The 16,182-nt window shown below is 74.0% G+C and carries 13 protein-coding genes; 8 read left to right on the top strand and 5 right to left on the bottom strand.

Translation table 11 applies throughout. The features are described from left to right. Positions 1-41 precede the first annotated feature (41 nt). Positions 42-1,301, top strand: coding sequence for a LysM peptidoglycan-binding domain-containing protein (locus tag AC6EXY_RS03430; protein ID WP_499816667.1), 1,260 nt, complete (start codon positions 42-44; stop codon positions 1,299-1,301). Positions 1,302-1,328: 27 nt separating this feature from the next. Then, positions 1,329-2,243, top strand: a complete 915-nt coding sequence (locus tag AC6EXY_RS03425; RefSeq protein WP_101829955.1) for an Rv3235 family protein — start codon at positions 1,329-1,331, stop codon at positions 2,241-2,243. A 78-nt stretch (positions 2,244-2,321) separates the two neighbouring features. On the opposite strand, the gene secA is transcribed toward AC6EXY_RS03425, so the two are convergent. Then, positions 2,322-5,291: a preprotein translocase subunit SecA gene (gene secA / locus AC6EXY_RS03420; RefSeq protein WP_499816666.1), complete on the bottom strand. Its 2,970-nt coding sequence runs from the start codon at positions 5,289-5,291 to the stop codon at positions 2,322-2,324. 390 nt (positions 5,292-5,681) lie between these two features. On the opposite strand from secA, the gene AC6EXY_RS03415 reads away from it, so the two are divergent. After that, the gene (locus tag AC6EXY_RS03415) at positions 5,682-6,263 is read left to right on the top strand and encodes a GNAT family N-acetyltransferase (RefSeq protein WP_101829957.1); all 582 of its coding nucleotides are present in this window, start codon (positions 5,682-5,684) and stop codon (positions 6,261-6,263) included. Between the two features lie 12 nt (positions 6,264-6,275). Here AC6EXY_RS03415 and AC6EXY_RS03410 read toward each other — a convergent pair whose 3' ends face one another. From AC6EXY_RS03410 to AC6EXY_RS03400, 3 genes are all read right to left on the bottom strand, one after another. Then, positions 6,276-6,989: a response regulator gene (locus tag AC6EXY_RS03410; protein ID WP_101829958.1), complete on the bottom strand. Its 714-nt coding sequence runs from the start codon at positions 6,987-6,989 to the stop codon at positions 6,276-6,278. A 131-nt stretch (positions 6,990-7,120) separates the two neighbouring features. Then, on the bottom strand, positions 7,121-7,879 hold the full coding sequence (gene hpf, locus AC6EXY_RS03405; protein WP_101829959.1) for a ribosome hibernation-promoting factor, HPF/YfiA family: 759 nt from the start codon (positions 7,877-7,879) through the stop codon (positions 7,121-7,123). A 325-nt stretch (positions 7,880-8,204) separates the two neighbouring features. Then, a complete protein-coding gene (locus AC6EXY_RS03400) occupies positions 8,205-9,026 on the bottom strand; it encodes a ComF family protein (protein ID WP_101829960.1) in 822 nt (273 codons plus the stop codon). A 415-nt stretch (positions 9,027-9,441) separates the two neighbouring features. Here AC6EXY_RS03400 and AC6EXY_RS03395 point away from each other — a divergent pair, with 415 nt between their 5' ends. The 5 genes from AC6EXY_RS03395 to AC6EXY_RS03375 all read left to right on the top strand — a co-directional run bounded on the left by AC6EXY_RS03395 (position 9,442) and on the right by AC6EXY_RS03375 (position 15,168). Next, positions 9,442-10,500, top strand: a complete 1,059-nt coding sequence (locus tag AC6EXY_RS03395) for a DUF7847 domain-containing protein (protein WP_101829961.1) — start codon at positions 9,442-9,444, stop codon at positions 10,498-10,500. Further along, positions 10,497-11,231 carry a DUF4129 domain-containing protein gene (locus AC6EXY_RS03390; RefSeq protein ID WP_101829962.1) on the top strand — a complete coding sequence of 245 codons (735 nt, stop codon included), beginning with the start codon at positions 10,497-10,499 and terminating at the stop codon, positions 11,229-11,231. Before AC6EXY_RS03395 ends, AC6EXY_RS03390 begins: the two co-directional genes overlap by 4 nt. Beyond that, the gene (locus tag AC6EXY_RS03385; RefSeq protein ID WP_499816665.1) at positions 11,228-12,670 is read left to right on the top strand and encodes a DUF4350 domain-containing protein; all 1,443 of its coding nucleotides are present in this window, start codon (positions 11,228-11,230) and stop codon (positions 12,668-12,670) included. Before AC6EXY_RS03390 ends, AC6EXY_RS03385 begins: the two co-directional genes overlap by 4 nt. Positions 12,671-12,765: 95 nt before the next feature. Next, a complete protein-coding gene (locus AC6EXY_RS03380; protein ID WP_423748029.1) occupies positions 12,766-13,863 on the top strand; it encodes an AAA family ATPase in 1,098 nt (365 codons plus the stop codon). A 9-nt stretch (positions 13,864-13,872) separates the two neighbouring features. Then, entirely contained in the window at positions 13,873-15,168 is a 1,296-nt protein-coding gene (locus AC6EXY_RS03375; RefSeq protein ID WP_499816664.1) for a DUF58 domain-containing protein, read from the top strand. On the opposite strand, the gene AC6EXY_RS03370 is transcribed toward AC6EXY_RS03375, so the two are convergent. Next, positions 15,169-15,654, bottom strand: coding sequence for a DUF5990 family protein (locus AC6EXY_RS03370; protein ID WP_101829964.1), 486 nt, complete (start codon positions 15,652-15,654; stop codon positions 15,169-15,171). Between the last annotated feature and the right edge of the window lie 528 nt (positions 15,655-16,182).

The raw sequence follows: 16,182 nt of genomic DNA, 5'->3' as shown, positions 1-16,182 counted from the left end.
CGAAGCCGTTCGATGCCATCCGGCAGACAGGGGATGTGGCGATGAGCGCGGGACCGGTCCGGCGGACGCTGGCGCGGCTCGCCGGCGCGGCCGGCGCGGTGGGCATGGCGATCATATTGATCGTCTTCGGCCCGCCTCTTGCGGACCTTCCCGCCGGCGCCGGCGACGTACCGCACTGGTTCGCCGAGGCACCCGAGCGCGGCCTGGTGACGATCGTCGCAGCGATCGCGTGGCTGTGCCTGCTCTGGCTGTGCCTCGGCGTCCTGCTCGGCGTCGCCGCCGCCATCCCCGGCGGCGTCGGCCGGATCAGCGCCGTGCTGGCCCGGCTCGTCCTGCCCCGCGCCATGCGCCGGCTGGTCGAACTCGGCCTCGGCGTCACCCTCGCCGCCGGCGTCGCGCCGGTGATGGCGGCGGTGCCCGCCCTGGCCGCGAGTCCCGCCTCGCCCGCCGCCGTCAGCGCGTCGGCGGTGCTCCCGGATCTGTCCAGGGCGGCGGACCCGGGCGTGACCGTGCGGGCCGCGACGCCCACCGTCGCCGCGGCCCCCGGCCAGGCCACCGCGGTCGCCGCCGAGGCCAGCCCGCGGGTCACCGTCCCCGGGCTGGGCGCGTCGGTGCCGGTGGTGGATCTTGCGCCGACCACCCCGGCGGCGGACTCCCCGGCCTCATCCGCCAGGTCGGCCTCCGCCGGCGGTCCCTCGACGTTGCCCGCGTCCCTGGCACGCCCCGGAGCCACGACGCCGCCCAGATCCCCGGAGGCCGCCCAGGGCGTGGCTCCGGAGCACACCGCCCCTGACCCCGGCACACCCGTCCGACTCACCACGGCCCGGCTCCCGGCGAGCTGGCCCGATCTGACCCGCCCCTCGACGCAGCCGGCGAGCCCGGCGGGTCCGTCGACGGCACCGACCGGCCCGGCCCCCGCCGGCGGTGCCTCGACCGCGAGCGGATCGGACCACGCCACCCGTCCCCCGTCCCCGGGAACCGCGGCGTCCCCGAGCAGGCCGAACACCTCGCCCCCGCCGTCGGCCAGACCGAGCGCGCCGTCGCGGGACCCGGTCGTCCCCCCGGCGCATCGGGGCACGGGAGTACCCGCGACCGGCGCGGCGACCGGCGGCGAGGAGATCGTCGTCCTGCGCGGCGACAGCCTGTGGACGATCGCCGCGCGCCACCTCGGCCCGACCGCCACGCACGAGCAGATCGCGGCCGAATGGCCCCGCTGGTGGGCCGCCAACGCGGACCTGATCGGCCACGACCCGAACGTCATCCTTCCCGGCCAACGTCTCAGACCGCCATCCGGGCCCTGACCCCGCCCGCCACCCTCGGAGCCAGCCGTGACCGCATCCTGTGCCCTGACCCTGCCCCGACGAACACCGTCGACCGCGAGCGTGCGGCTACTCCCCGTCCCCTCCACCGAACCGCCGTTCGACGACGAGCTCGGCCCAGCCCCCGCCGGGACCGCCATCAGCCGCACCGTGCGGGCTCCCGGCCATCCCGCCCGGTCCAACCCCACCATCTCCGCGCCGCCCCTCGTCCCGACGACCGACGCCGACGCCGCCACCGCGATTCCGGCCACGCACGGCGCCCCCGACCCGGCCGGGGCACACTCCGTCCTGGGCGTCCCGGCCGCCCGAACCCCGCTCGCCGACGGCCGGGGGGGTGGGACCGCTGGCACGGGTGGCGGGCCGCCCGCCACCCGGCCACCCACCGCTCGACCGCCCGCCGCCGGCCGTCCCACCTCGACGGTGATGTCCTCACCCGCCACCCGGCCGCCGGGTAGGAGAACGGCGCCCGAGCGGCCGGTCGACCGCTCCCCGCGGCGCCTGGCCGTCCCGCGGCACGTCTTCACGGAGTCCGGACGGCCTGTTCCGCCGCTCGCGCCGAACGCCTCGTCCCCGGCCACCGCGGGCGGTGCGACACACGGCGCCGACGGACGGCCGATGCCCTCGCCGCGCGAGGCCGCCGTGATCGTCGTCAGGGCGATCGTCGAGGCGCTGGGCGGCGTCCGTCCCGTCTCCCACCTCGCGAGTTGGACGACCCCGCGCCTGCAGAACGATCTCGAGAGGACCGCGGCGCAGCTCACGGATCGCCGGCGCGGTCAGGTCCGCAGTGTCCGGGTCAGCGAGCCCCGACCCGGCGTCGCCGAGGTGTCCGCGGTGATCAGCCGTGGCTCCAGGGCGGCGGCGCTGGCGCTGCGGATGGAGTCCACGAGCGGCCGCTGGCGGGTGACCACCCTGCAGGTCGGCTGAGCGCTGCCGCGACCGTCGCGACCCAGGTCCCGCCCCGGGTTGGTCTCCACCGCCGGGGCGGGCCCGCGTCGGACCGAGCTACTCGGCGTTGCGGCGCGACGGGTCGCCGTGGCAGCGCTTGTACTTGCGGCCGGAGCCGCAGGGGCACGGCGCGTTGCGGGCGGGCCTTGCGGAGTCACCGCCGGAGGTGGCGGCACGACCGCCGCCGGCGCCGCCGCCCGCTGCCCGCAGGCCGGGCACGCCGCCGCTGTCCGTGCTGGTGACCGATCCGGACGAGCCGCCGTCCACGGACGGCGCGGTGTACCGCAGGCCGCCGGTGGGCCGACGGGTCTCCAGCCCCTTGACGAAGACGGGCGGCGGAGCGGCGGGCGTCGGCGCCTCCGGCACCGGCGGCGACGTCCGGCGGGCTGTCGGCGCGGCTTCCTCGTCCTGCGCACCGCCCGGCAGGGCGGCGGGCGGCGCGGCGGGCAGCACGGCGGCACTGACGGGGAGGGCCGGCGTGCCGGCGGGAGCGGCGTCCTCGCCGACGGCGGGCGCCTCGCCCTCCTGGCCGGCCACCTGCACCTCGGCGTTGAACAGGAGGCGGACGGACTCCTCCTTGATGCCCTCCATCATCGTCTGGAACATGTCGAAGCCCTCGCGCTGGTACTCGACCAGCGGGTCGCGCTGCCCCATCGCCCGCAGGCCGATGCCCTCCTGCAGGTAGTCCATCTCGTAGAGATGCTCACGCCACTTGCGGTCGAGGACGGCGAGCACCACGCGCCGCTCCAGCTCCCGCATGATCGGCTCCTCGTCGGGGCCGTCTCCGAGCTCCAGCTCGCGCCGGTCGTACGCCTCCTGCGCGTCGGCCTGGATGTCCTCCAGCAGGTGGTCCGGGGTGAGCCCGTCGCGATCGTCGGTCTCGGGGGCCTCAACACCGACCGGGTAGAGCTGGCCAAGCGCCGTCCACAGCTTGTCGAGCTCCCAGTCCTCGGGGTAGCCGTCGGCCGTGGCGCCGACGACGTAGCCCTCGATCGTGTCGTCGACGAAGTGCCGCACCTGCTCGTGCAGGTCGGCGCCGTCGAGAACCTTGCGGCGCTCGTCGTAGATGACGGTGCGCTGCTTGTTCATGACCTCGTCGTACTTGAGGACGTTCTTGCGGATCTCGAAGTTCTGGCCCTCGACCTGCGTCTGCGCGGATCGGATCGCCCTCGTGACGATCTTCGATTCGATCGGCACGTCCTCGGGAATGTTGAGCCGATCCATGATTCCCTCGACGGCGGCGGCGTTGAACAGACGCATCAGGTCGTCGCCGAGGGAAAGGTAGAAGCGCGACTCGCCCTGGTCGCCCTGGCGGCCGGCGCGTCCGCGCAGCTGGTTGTCGATGCGCCGGGACTCGTGCCGCTCGGTGCCGAGGACGTACAGGCCGCCGGCGGCGACGACCTCCTCATGCTCGTTCTTCACCGCCTGGCGGGCCTTTTCCAGCGCCTCCTGCCAGGCGGCCTCGTAGTCCTCCGGCGTCTCGATCGGCGACAGCCCGCGCTGGCGCAGCTCCTCCCGGGCCGCGAACTCCGGGTTTCCGCCGAGCATGATGTCCGTGCCACGGCCGGCCATGTTCGTCGCCACGGTGACGGCGCCCTTGCGGCCCGCCTCGGCGACGATGGTCGCCTCCCGCTCATGGTGCTTGGCGTTGAGGACCTCGTGCGGCACGCCACGCTTGGCGAGCGCCTTGGACAGGTACTCGGACTTCTCCACGCTGGTGGTACCGACCAGGACCGGCTGGCCCTTCTCGTGCCGCTCGGCGATGTCCTCGACCACGGCGTCGAACTTGGCGATCTCCGTCTTGTAGACGACGTCGGCGCGGTCCTGGCGGACCATTGGCTTGTTCGTCGGGATCGGAACGACGCCGAGGGTGTAGATCTGGTGGAACTCGGCCGCCTCGGTCATGGCCGTACCGGTCATGCCGGAGAGCTTGTCGTAGAGCCGGAAGTAGTTCTGCAGCGTGATCGTCGCGAGGGTCTGGTTCTCCTGCTTGATCTCGACCTTTTCCTTGGCCTCGATCGCCTGGTGCATTCCCTCGCTGTAACGCCGGCCGTGCAGCACCCGGCCGGTGAACTCGTCGACGATGAGCACATCACCGTCGGTGACGATGTAGTCCTTGTCCCGCTTGTAGAGTTCCTTGGCCTTCAGCGAGTTGTTCAGGTAGCCGACGAGCGGCGTGTTCACCGACTCGTACAGGTTCTCGATGCCGAGCTGGTCCTCGACCTTCTCGACGCCGGACTCGGTGATGGCGACCGTCCGCTTGCCCTCGTCGACCTCGTAGTCGGTGTCGCGCTCGAGCAGGGGGGCGATGCGGGCGAACTCCGTGTACCACCGGGTCGGGTGGTCGGCCGGACCACTGATGATCAGCGGTGTGCGGGCCTCGTCGATGAGGATCGAGTCGACCTCGTCGACGACGGCGAAGTTGTGGCCGCGCTGCACCAGCTCGTCGGCGCTCCACGCCATGTTGTCGCGGAGGTAGTCGAAGCCGAACTCGTTGTTGGTGCCGTAGGTGATGTCGCACGCGTACTGGACTCGGCGCACGGCCGGCGGCATCTGCGGGTGGATGACGCCGACGGTCAGCCCGAGAAAGCGGTGTACCCGGCCCATGTTCTCGGCGTCGCGCTGGGCGAGGTAGTCGTTGACCGTGACGATGTGCACGCCCTTGCCGGACAGCGCGTTCAGGTAGGACGGCAGGGTGGAGACCAGGGTCTTGCCCTCACCGGTCTTCATCTCGGCGATGTTGCCGAGATGAAGCGCCGCGCCGCCCATGATCTGCACGTCGAAGTGCCGCTGGCCGAGGGTCCGTCGGGCGGCCTCGCGCACCGCGGCGAATGCCTCGGGCAGCAGATCGTCGAGGGTCTCCTCGCCCTCGGCGAGGCGCTGGCGAAACTCGTCGGTCATGCCGCGCAGCTCGCTGTCGGACAGCCCGGTGAAGTCGTCCTCGATCAGGTTGACCTGCTCGGCGATCGCCTTGAGCTTGCGCAGAATCCGGCCCTCACCGGCACGCAAGATCTTGTCTAGAACCACGGGCGAAACTCCTCCGGCAGGCATGTCGGCGAGGTCACCGACCACACGATGCTAGCCCCTGGACCGGCACCCACAACATCCATCGGGGCGCGGTTCCCGCGCGGCGCTCCTCCGGAACACGGAAGTCGCGCCACGGGTGTCTCCGCATGGACGAGCAACGTGCACAGCGGCAAACGCCAGGGCGACGCGCGGACCGCCGGCGTGCGGTCGACCGCCGTCTCCACCTCCAACGAGCGACGGCTCTGTCCGGTGCCCGACATCGGCCGCGCGCGTCGCCAACCCTGTCCTGGCCGTCCGCGGCGTCCACCCACGATGGCCCGCCGGACACCGTCCGGACCGGATCCGGACAGGCCGAACATCGGCGGGCGAGGCCAGGTAGTAGAAGAAGGCATGCCGTCCCTCGAGGCCGCGGAGATCACCGCCGGTCGACTACACCTGCGGCCATGGCGTCCGTATGATGCCGACGCCGTCCACCGGCTGTGCCAGGATCCGCAGATCCAGCGCTGGACGCGGTTGCCGTCTCCCTACGAGCACGCACATGCCGAGGACTTCGCGACCCGGCAGGCCCCCCTGTCCTGGGTGCAGGGAACCGGTGCGCCGTTCGCGGTCGTCGACGCGACGACGGAGGAGCTGCTCGCCTCGGTGGAGCTGATGCACATCACGGCGCAGGGAGAGGCTGAGATCGGTTACTGGTGCGCGGCGCACTGCCGCGGCCAGGGCGTGGCGTCGCAGGCCGTGGCCGCGGTCTGCCGGTGGGGCTTCGGCACGCTGGGCCTGTCCCGGATCGAGTGGCGGGCGGCTGTGGGCAACGTCGCCTCCCTGCGGGTGGCCAGGAAGACGGGCTTCGTTCTGGAGGGCACTCTTCGTCAGGCCCTCGTGGTGGGGGGCGGCCGGCGAGTCGACTGCTGGGTCGGCTCCCGACTGCCGGCCGATCCCACCCCACCCGGCCGGCCGCCACACCGGTCCGGGTGATGCCGCGGCTGATCAGGTGATTTCGAGGAGCTTCTCCCGGACCGCGTAGACCACGGCCTCCATCCGCGAATGGAGCTGGAGCTTCTCCAGGATGTTGCGAATGTGGTTCTTCACCGTGTTCTCGCTGATGTACAGCTGCTTGGCGATGTCGCGGTTGTTCATGCCCTTGGCGACGAGCCGCAGCACCTCCATCTCCCGGTCGGTGAGCCGGGGCGTGGGCAGCTGCGGCCGGTCGTCCTTGTTCTTGATCATGGCCGCGAACTCGCTGAGGAGCTTCGACGCCATGGACGGGCTGATCAGGCTCTGCCCGCCGTAGACCGCCCGGATGTCCGCGGCGACCTCGTCGATCGAGATCTCCTTCAGCAGGTAGCCCATCGCCCCCGCCTTGATCGCGTCGTAGAGGTCGGCCTCCTCGTCACTGATCGTCAACATCACGATCTTCGCGCTCGGCACCGCTTCCTTGATGGCGCTGGTCGCGTCGATTCCGCCGCGCCGCGGCATCCGCACGTCCATGAGCACAATGTCCGGGGCCATCTCCTTCGCCATGGTCACTGCCTCGGCACCATCCGCGGCCTCGCCGACGACCTCGATGTCAACCTCCTGGCCGAGCACCATCTCCAACCCGCGACGGAACAGTGCGTGGTCGTCGACGATGAGCACCCGGATCGGATTCGCCTCCGAAGGCGTCGGCAGCACCTCCTCAGCGCGCTGCTCATCCACCGTCATCTGACCTCCTTAGACCACCTTCACCCCGGTTACGCCACCCCACGTGACTACACGCGGGGTGGCGTACCGTGCACTCCGACACCCGAGGCAAATGGTCCCACGCCACCCGGTGGACGTGACCTGCAGATCGTCTAAAGAGCGGCGGAGCTCGCGAACTCGCTGCGGTCGCCCGCCTCCGCGCCGGCGGCCTCGGAGCCGGTCAGCCGGATGACCCCGTAGTTGTAGCCCACCCGGCGGTAGACCACGCTCGGCAACCCGCGGTCCGCGTCCAGGAACAGGTAGAAGTCATGACCGACCAGCTCCATGTTCGACAGCGCTTCCTCGAGCGTCATCGGGTCGGCCTCGTGGAGCTTCTCCCGTACCACCAGCGGCGCCTCGTCGGCGGAGCCCTCCTGGTCGGCCTGCTGGTGCAGTGAGGCCGCCGCGTCGACGGGGGCGGCGACGACCGGACGGGCCGGCGAGACCCCAGCGCTTTCTGCCTCGGCCGGGCGGCGCGTATCGGCGGGGCGGGCGCCCTCCAGCGGCATCAGGCTGTCCAGCGGCACCGAGGTGATGCCGGCCGGCCGGCTGCCGGCGTGGTTGGCGTGGTGGCGGAGCCGCCGGTCGGCGGCCCGGCGCAGGCGCTCGGCGAGCTTGCCGGCGGCCAGGTCGAGGGCGGCGTAGCAGTCGGCGGCGGCGGCCTCGGCCCGGATCACCGGGCCCCGCGAGTACACGGTGAGTTCCACCCGGTCGCAGACGTCGGCGAGACGCGGGTTGTGCTCCTTCGACAGCTCGGCATCCACCCGGATGATGTGGGAGTTCAGCCGCTCGAGCTTGGCGAGCTTGGCCTCGACATGCTTGCGGAACCGTTCCGGAACCGCGGTGTGCCTGCCCTTGACCACGATGTCCACGCGATCCACCTCCCGTTCGCAATCCCGGCGTCGCGACTCGTCCGAACGGCCTCGTCACACGCCGGTATCCCTCGGCGCCCGCCGCGTTCGCCCGCATGCGGGCCGAGACGATCCACGGACGCCCTGTCCACGGTTGTCACACCTTCCCATCGTGCCGTTCTGCGGACGGTTGCCCGTGTTCGGCTCCTTCCCGCTTGCGGTCCCGCTACTCCGCCCGTTCGCCCAGCATCCGCACGACAGGTGCGCTACTCCGCACCGGTCCCAGGTCCCGGCGGCGAGGGCCGTTCGGCACCTGGCCCCTTACGGGTGGCGCGTAGCGGTAGTTTCACCCCGATGGGCCGCCGATCGCAGGCAGTCGCGCTTTTCCGCGCGTCGGACCCGCGGCGGCGACGACGGCGATCACGTCGGCCCGCACCGCGCCGACCCGCAGGGCCCGCACCGCCTCACCCACCGTCGCTCCCGTGGTGAGCACGTCGTCGACCACCACGACCCTTGCCCGGGGCGAGGCGCCCGCCAGAGCAGCCGCGCGACCCGGCCGCCCCAGCGCGAACGCCCCAGCCACGTTCGACGCCCGCTGCGCCGCGCCAAGCCCGGCCTGGTCCGCCAGGCGCCGCACCGGACGCAGCAGAGGCACCACCCGCACCCGGATCCCGGCTCGACGCAGCACCGCGGCGGCCGCGGAGCACAGCAGAGCCACATGATCGAAGCCGCGCCGGCGACGGGCGGCCGGGGTCGTCGGCACGGGCACGAGCGCCAGGGACGGGTGCCCGGCCGGGCCGCGGCCGGCGGGGGCGACCCGGTGTGAGCCTCGCGGATCGTCGGACGGAAGTCCCTGGAGGACGGCCCGGGCCAGCGCGGCGCCGAGGGGCCGGGCCGCGTCCGTCCGGCCGCGTTCCTTGTAGGCCAGCAGCAGCGACCGGACCCGGCCGCCGTAGGGGGCTGCCGCCAGGCACGGCGGCAGCCCCCGCCGCCGCGGGGTGGCCAGGGAGCCCGCGGCGGCGAGGAGGGTGGGACCGCGCAGCTCCGCCACGCACGCCGGGCAGGCGGCGGCGCCGCGACTGCCGCAGCCCGCGCAGGACAGCGGAACGACGAGGTCGGCAAGGACGGCCAGGCCACGGCCGACGAGGGGCGGGAGGAAGCGGGTCACGCAAGAAGGATCACCGGGACCATGCCGCTGGCCAACCCCGAGGACTCCATCTGTGGACAGCGCCCGAGTGAGGTCCACGCCTGTGGACAGAGCTGCTCCTCGGGCCCTGCGAGCCCGTTCTCCTCCACAGCCCGCATCGAGTGTCCACAGCTACGGCTCCATGGCGAGGTGCCGGGCACGGATCTGAGACGATCGGCAACGACAGATCATCAGGTGCCGTCCCGCCGTGTCGTGGTCACGACGGCGCCAGGGAGCGCAGCCGCCCCGCTGGGGGCCGGGCCCGCCAGGTCAGTATGGGCCCGGCGGCGTACGGTCGCCCGGTCCCGGCCCCACCATCCGACAGGTGCGGAACGGTCCCGGTCAGTCGCCCGAGCAGCCCGCACGACCTGCACGAACGACGAGTGGAGACACAGCGATGGCCGAAGGACCCGGCTGGGCCGCCCCTGGTGCGCCGCCGCCCGGTGGTAGCAGTCCTGGCGGGCCGAGGTGGGGCTCCCCACTCCCACCGGACGGGTGGGGAGGCGGCCAGGCCACGCCGTCGGGTGGTGCCGGTCCCGGTGGCGGTCCGGCGGGCCCGGGCGGCGGTCCGCCATCGAGCTGGCACGGCGCCCCGCCCGGGCCGCCGAACCCCTGGCGCTGGGGCAGTGCCGCGCCCAAGCCCGGCATCATCCCGCTGCGTCCCCTCGCGCTCGGCGAGATACTTGACGGCACCTTCGCCACCATCCGTGCGAATCCGGGCGCCACCATCGGCGTCACCCTGGCCGCGGCGACCGTCGAGCAGATCATCGCCACGGCCGTCACGATCTCCACCGAGGACTCCTCGACGGCGACCATGGCGCTCGGCACGCTCGGCACGGTCGTCATCGGCTTCGTGGTGCGGCTGTTCCTGTCCGGTGTGCTCAGCGTGGTGGTCAGCGAGGCGACGCTGGGCAGCCGGATCGGTCCGGTCGACGCGGTCCGCCGGGTGCTGCCGCGGCTCGCCGGGCTACTCGGCCTCACCGTCCTGGTAACGCTGGCGGTGCTGCTCGGCACCGTTGCCCTGCTGGTCGGGGCGATCGTCGTGGGGGTCTACCTGGGGCTTGCCACCCCCGCCTACGTCCTGGAGGGCGGCGGGGTCCGCCATGCGCTGCGCCGCTCGGTGACGATCGTGCGCGGGTCCTGGTGGCGGACGTTCGGCATCCTCCTGCTGGCGACGGTGGTCGCGCTCATGCTCAGCGCGGTCTTCGCCCTCGCCACGGGGATCGTCCTCGCCTCAGCGCCTGGCGTCTTCGGAGACTTCCTCGACGGAGACCTCACAACGACGGGCCATATCGTCGAGGGCATCGGCAACCTGCTGGCCACCACCGTCTCCGCGCCGATCATCTCTGGCGCCGTCGTCCTGCTCTACATCGACCTGCGGATCCGGCGTGAGGGCCTCGACGTCACCCTCGCCGAGGCGGCGCGCCAGCGCGCGGCGGCCGGAACCCCCCGATGACCCTCGGCGGCCCCGTCAGCCGGGACGGCGCCCGCGACGAGGCGCACCGCGAGCTGTCGCGCGCCATCTACCAGGGCAAGGGGCCGAGCTGGTGGGATCGCGCGCTCGGCTGGATGACGGATCGGGTCTCGGACCTACTGTCCCGGATCTTCCCGCACGACGGGCCCGGTGGCGGCAGCTCACGTGGGCTCGGAGCGTTGGCGCTGGTGGTAGTGCTCGTCCTCGCCGTGGTCGCGGCACGCTGGTGGCTCGGTCCGGTGCATCGGACCGCGCGGGCGAAGCGCGCGGACCAGGACGATCTGTCGAGCCCGCTGACGGCGGCACAGCTGCGCGCGCAGGCCGAGCGGTATGCCGTCGGCGGCGACTACACGATGGCGGTGCGGTCCCGGCTCCGGGCGATCGCGCGCATGATGGAGGAGAAGGGCGTGCTCGATCCGCGTCCCGGCCGCACCGCCGGCGAACTCGTCGCCGACGTCGCGGCGGCGATCGCGCCCGGGGGTCGTCCGCCGACCCGGCCGGTCGCACGCGAGAGCCGCGGGACTGCCGCCGACGAGCCGCTGACGGCCCTCGCCGCCGCCGTCGACGTCTTCAGTGAGACCTGGTACGGCGGCCGGCCCGGGTCCCGGGCCGGCTACCAGGTGATCGTCGACGCGGACGCCACGCTGTCCCGGGTACGTGGCGTCGGCGGCGGGCGGGACGACGCGGCGGACACGCTCGCGGTGCCGGTGTGAGCGCCGCCGGCGTCCGGACCGCTCCCGCGGCAGGTCCGACGTCCACGGCCCTGCGGGTCGGGCCCGGGCGGCCCGCCGTGCGCAGGGGCGCCTGGGTGGTCGCCGTCCTGGGCGTCCTCGTCGTCCTCCTCCTCGTGATCCTGGGTGTCGCCAGCCGGTCGACCGGCTCCGACGCCCTCGACATCCGCGCCGCCAGGCCTGACGGCGCGCGTGCGCTGGCCGAGATCCTGCGCGCCCGCGGCATCGCGGTGTCGGCCGCGCAGACCCTGCCCGCCCACGCCGGTGCGGGGGAACCACGCCGCACGCTGGTCGTGCTCGAGCCCGGCCGGCTGAACCACGACGAGCTCACCGACCTGCTCAGCCAGGTCTGGCAGGGGTCCGACGTGGTACTCGTCGCGGCGGGGGACGCCGTCCTGGACGCGCTCGACGTAGGGGTGCGCCTGTCCGACGATCCCCCCTCGGCGCAGGACGGCGTGCCGCGCTGCGCACTGCCCGAAGCCACCACCGCCGGCAGCACGACGCTGCGCGGAGGCCGCGCCTACACCCGGGCCGAGACCGACCGGCGGGCCGACATGAGCCTCCTGCTCTGCTACGGCAATCCGCCCGCCGCGGCCCGTCTCGCGGTGCTGACGCCCGACGTCGCGGCCGTGCCGGGCGGCGGGCAGAGCGGCCGGCTGGTGCTGCTGGGCTCGGCCGGCCTGCTCACGAACCAGGAACTGGACCAGGACGGCAATGCGGCGCTGGCGCTGGGGCTGCTCGCCCGGCACTCCGGGCTGTCCTGGATCACCCCGGTCGCGGATGCCAGCGACGGGGTGGGCAGCCGCAGCCTGGTCGACCTGCTGCCCGCCGGTGTTCGCGTGGCGTGTCTGCAGGTGATCGTCCTGCTCGTGCTGCTGGCGCTGTGGCGTGGGCGCCGCCTGGGCCCGCCGGTCGCGGAGCCGCTGCCGGTCGTGGTCCGGGCAGCCGAGACCGTGGAAGGCCGTGGTCGCCTGTACGCGGTGGCGCGGGCCCGGGACCGGGCGGCCGACGCGCTGCGGGCGGGAGCGCGGGTGCGGCTCGCCGAGCGAAGCGGCCTGCCGGTGCGATCAGGTCCCGCCGGTCCCGCCGGTCCCGCCGGTCCCGCGGGACCGGATCCGATCTCGCTTGTGGCCTCCGTCGCGGAACGCACCGGACGGTCACCGTCGGAAATCGGATCGCTCCTGTACGGTTCGGGCATGCCGCCGCGGAGCCATCCCGGTCCCGGCCCGGTCGGCCATATCGTCGATCAGGTCCAGACCCGTGACCTGCCCCCGAGCCCGAAGTGGCCGTCGGGCGCCTCGCCCGGAGCACTCGCGGGGCCGCCCGGTCGCCGCGGCGCGAAGCCCGGCCGGGCGGACGCCGACCTGCTGGCGCTCGCCCTGGCCCTCGACGACCTCGACCGACAGGTAGGTGGACGGTGAGCTCCCCGAACATCGACGCGCAGTCGACCGCCACGGCCGCGCAGCCCCCCGCGGCGCAGCCGCGAGCCGAGGAGGATGCTCCCGGTGACGTGACCCTGCGCCGCCCGGACACGGCACCGCCCCAGCTCGCCCCGGCCACAGCCAGCGCCCCGGCGCAGGCTCCGGCCCCGACCGCGTCCGCCGCCCCGGTCCCACCACCTCCGGCAGCGGAGCGCCCGGCGGGCCAGGGCGTCCCGCCCGACCCGGAGGCCGCCCGCCGCGCGCTGATCGCGCTGCGCGGGGAGATCGCGAAGGCGGTGGTGGGTCAGGACGCGGCGGTCAGCGGGCTCGTCGTCGCGTTGCTCTGTCGCGGGCACGCGCTGCTCGAAGGCGTGCCCGGGGTGGCGAAGACCCTGCTCGTGCGCACGCTCGCCACCGCGCTGTCGCTGGACACCAGACGGATCCAGTTCACCCCGGACCTGATGCCCGGCGACGTCACCGGTTCGCTCGTCTACGACAACCGCAGCTCGGCCTTCACCTTCCGGGAGGGTCCGGTCTTCACCAACCTGCTGCTCGCGGACGAGATCAACCGGACGCCGCCGAAGACCCAGGCCGCGCTGCTGGAGGTGATGGAGGAGCGCCAGGTCAGCGTGGATGGCGTGCCCAGGCCGCTGCCCACGCCGTTCGCGGTGCTGGCCACCCAGAACCCGATCGAGCACGAGGGCACCTATCCACTGCCCGAAGCGCAGCTCGACCGGTTCCTGGTGAAGGTGACGCTGCCGCTGCCGCCACGCGACGACGAGATCCGGGTACTGGCCCACCACGCGGGCGGGTTCGACCCCACGGACCTGTCCGCGGCCGGCGTGCGGCCGGTCGCGAGCGGCGCGGACCTGGCGGCGGCGCGGGCGGCCGTCCTGCAGGTCGCGGTGCATCCCGAGGTGCTTTCCTACATCGTCGACCTCGCCCGGGCGACCCGGGTCGCCCCCAGTGTGCAGCTCGGCGTGTCGCCGCGCGGGGCCACCGCCCTGCTGGCCACGACGCGGGCGTGGGCCTGGCTGTCCGGGCGCGGATACGCGACCCCGGACGACGTCAAGGCGTTGGCCCGCGCGACCCTGCGGCACCGGATCAGCCTGCGGCCCGAGGCCGAGCTCGACGGCGTCACCGCCGACGTGGTGCTGGAACAGGTGCTGGCCACCGTCCCGGCCCCGCGGTAGCGGCGCCCTATGGCAATCAGCGGCCGGACTGTCGCGTTGGCCCTGTTCGGGGTCGCCGTCGTGGTGCTGTCCCCCGCGCCCGGCCTGACCCTCGCGCTGGTCAACGTCGTGCTCGTCGGTCTGGTCGCGGTGGACGTGGCGCTGGCGGGCGCTGTTCGCCCGCTGGAGTTCGGCCGGTCCGGGCCGACGTCGGCCCGCCTGGGTCAGCCGGTGCCCCTCGTGCTCGCCGTCAGCAACGGGGGCGGGCGCGTCGCACGGGTCCGGCTGCGGGACGCGTGGCCGCCGTCGGCCGGCGCGCGACCGCGGACGCACCGGGCGCGCGTCCCGCCGGGCGAACGCCGCTTCCTCGAGACCACGCTGTACCCCACCCGGCGCGGGGACCGCGAGCCGTTCCGGATCACCGTGCGTTCGCTGGGGCCGCTCGGCCTCGCCGGCCGGCAGGGTCGCCATCACTGCCCGTGGCGGGTGCGGGTGCTCCCGCCGTTCAGCTCGCGGCGGCACCTGCCCGCCGCGCTGGCCCGGCTGCGCGAGGTCGAGGGCGAGGTCTCGATCCGCGGCGCGGGGGCCGGCTCCGAGTTCGACAGTCTCCGTGACTACGTCATCGGTGACGACGTCCGTCTCATCGACTGGCGGGGCACCGCGCGGCGCGGCGCCGTGGTCGTCCGCGCGTTCCGGCCGGAACGCGACCGCCGAGTCGTCTGCGTGCTCGACACCGGTCGCACCTCGGCGGGGCGGGTCGGCGACACCCCCCGGCTGGATCATGCACTCGACGCCGCGCTGCTACTCACGGCCGTCGCGCTGCGCGCGGGTGACCGGGTCAGCCTGGTCGCCCACGACAGCGTGCCGCGGCTGCGGCTGCCCGGCTCGCACGACCACGCCTTCCTGGCCCGCGTCAGCGACGCGATGGCCGGGCTGGAACCGGCGATCGTCGAGGCCGACCACGGCGGGATCGTCACGACAGTGCTGCGGGAGGCGTCCCGCCGCAGCCTCGTCGTGCTGTTCACCGAGCTCGCCCCGGCGGTGATCGAGGAGGGCCTGCTGCCGGCCCTGCCGACGCTGACCGCCCGGCACAACGTCGTCGTCGCCGCACTGCGCGATCCGCGGATCGACGAGCTGGCCGCCGGCCGGGACGACGTACGCGCCGTGTACGCCGCCGCGGCGGCCGAGCAGACCCTGCTGCGCCGGCGCGCGCTCACCGAGACGCTGCGCCGGCGCGGCGTCGAGGTCGTCGACGCGCCGCCGGATGGCTATGCCGCGGCGGTCACCGACACCTACCTCACCCTCAAGTCCCTCGGCCGGCTCTGATCATCCGGCCCCGCCGGGCTGGCCGGGCGGCTCGCTGGAGCCGGCGACCCAGGTGACGCGCGGCGGACGGACCGCCGCGCACAGGGGGTCACCACGGTCATCGGTCAGCCCGAGCCGGCCCACCAGCAGGCCGCCGCGCATCGCGTCGGCGAGGACGTCCGCCGGGACGGCGTCGAGCATGAGCTTGGCGCGCCGGAACATCGCGAACGTGCCGGCCGCGTCGACGTCTCCCCAGGACAGATAGAGAAACCTCGCGCCCGGCCGGCCCTGGACGTGGCGGCCCCGCAGGTCGACGCCGGCGGGGCCGGAGGTCACCGTGCAGTCGATCGTCCACACCGCGCCGATGGCGTCGCCCCGCTGTAGGTCCAGCAGGGCGTCCTGGCGGCCACGGGCCTGCAGGCCGACATGGACGTTGTCGTGGACGCGGTCACCGTCCGGGGCGCAGCGGACACCGGGTAGATCATGGGCCTCGACGCGGATGCGCACCGCGACATCATGCGCCACCGCGGGCCGCGGACGGCCGCGTCAGCGCGGCCGCCGCGGGGGCGGCACCGCAGATCCGGCACGTCGGCCCACCCGCCACCGGAGCCGGGCCGCCGTGCGGCCACGGAGCCGGCGCACCCGCGCCGGCCGGCGCCTGCCAGGCAGTCGGCGCACCGGGAGGTCCCGCCGGACCACCGAACGGCGGCGCGCCCTGACCGGGTGGTCCGGGCGGCATGGCAGGCCCGGACAGGGCATCGCGCCGGGCGGAAACGGGCCGGGCCCGGCAGGGGTCGGCGCCGCGAACCCGGGGCCTGGGCCCGCCTCCCGGCCCTCCCGGCCCGGCGAAGGGCGGTGTGCCAGGGCGGGTGGCGGAGGGTAGCCGAGGCCCTCGCCGGCACCGCCGGGCGACGGCCGAGGTCGATTTGCCTTGTCTGCTCGAATCTTCCAGATTTGATCCACGACAGTACTGGCCGGGCTCCACCCCGGTCTACGAGTAGGTCCGTGGACGGATGTGTCAGACGCCCGACGCCG

The sequence above is a fragment of the Frankia sp. RB5 genome (genome assembly GCF_059816245.1).
Note: the sequence above shows the minus strand (reverse complement) of the source record. Positions and strands in the feature narration are given on the sequence as shown.